The sequence below is a fragment of the Streptosporangium sp. G11 genome (genome assembly GCF_051192615.1).
Taxonomy (GTDB): domain Bacteria; phylum Actinomycetota; class Actinomycetes; order Streptosporangiales; family Streptosporangiaceae; genus Streptosporangium.
Genome location: NZ_JBPJUQ010000353.1, coordinates 1 through 687 on the forward strand (window position 1 = coordinate 1; position 687 = coordinate 687).

1 protein-coding gene is annotated in these 687 nt (G+C 71.0%); it reads right to left on the reverse strand.

Annotation, left to right across the window (positions count from 1 at the left end; genetic code table 11):
* A partial coding sequence (locus ACSDR0_RS51000) for a hydantoinase B/oxoprolinase family protein (RefSeq protein WP_435296200.1) occupies nt 1-551 on the reverse strand: 551 nt, incomplete at its 3' end.
* Nucleotides 552-687: the final 136 nt, after the last annotated feature.

Sequence of the window (687 nt, forward strand, 5' to 3'; positions counted from 1 at the left end):
GCGTTCCAGTACGGATAATTCAACAACACCACATCACCCGGACGCAGATTCTCCCGCCCCACATACTCCACACCCTTACGGATGGAATAGTCGTTGGCGCCGAGGAAACGGCTCAGCCCGGTCGACTCGGCGACCAGGCGCAGATCCGCGTCGTAGACGGAGATGCCGAAGTCGAAGACCTCGTAGATGACCGGGTTGAAGGCGGTACGGACGAGCGTGGCCCGCATCTCCTCGGCGGCCGAGGTGAGATGGCTGCGCACCACCTCGACCGTCACGCCGTCCACCCGGCCGCGCCCCCCGCCCGCCGGGCCGGGCCGGCCCTTTCCCGAGATGACCGGGACAACCGGGACGACAGGCACGGCAGGCACGGCAGGGACGGCGGCTTCGGCGGCTTCGGCGGCTTCGGCGGCTTCGGCGGCTTTGAGGGCGGCCAGGCCGGACGGCTCGGAAACGGCGCTTCCCGGGGCGGCGAAGCCCGGCGGCTCGGAAACAGTGCCTCCCGGGGCGGGCGGCGTGGAAGCGGCGAAGCCGGAGACGGAGGACTCAGACATCGTCGATCCCGTAGATCCGGCGGGCGGCGTCGGGGGAGACGTAGCCCTCGGCGACGTCACGGCGGACCAGTTCCGGATCGCGCTCGCGCGGATCGCCGTGCCCGCCGCCCCCGGCCGTCAGCAACGTGACCCGGTC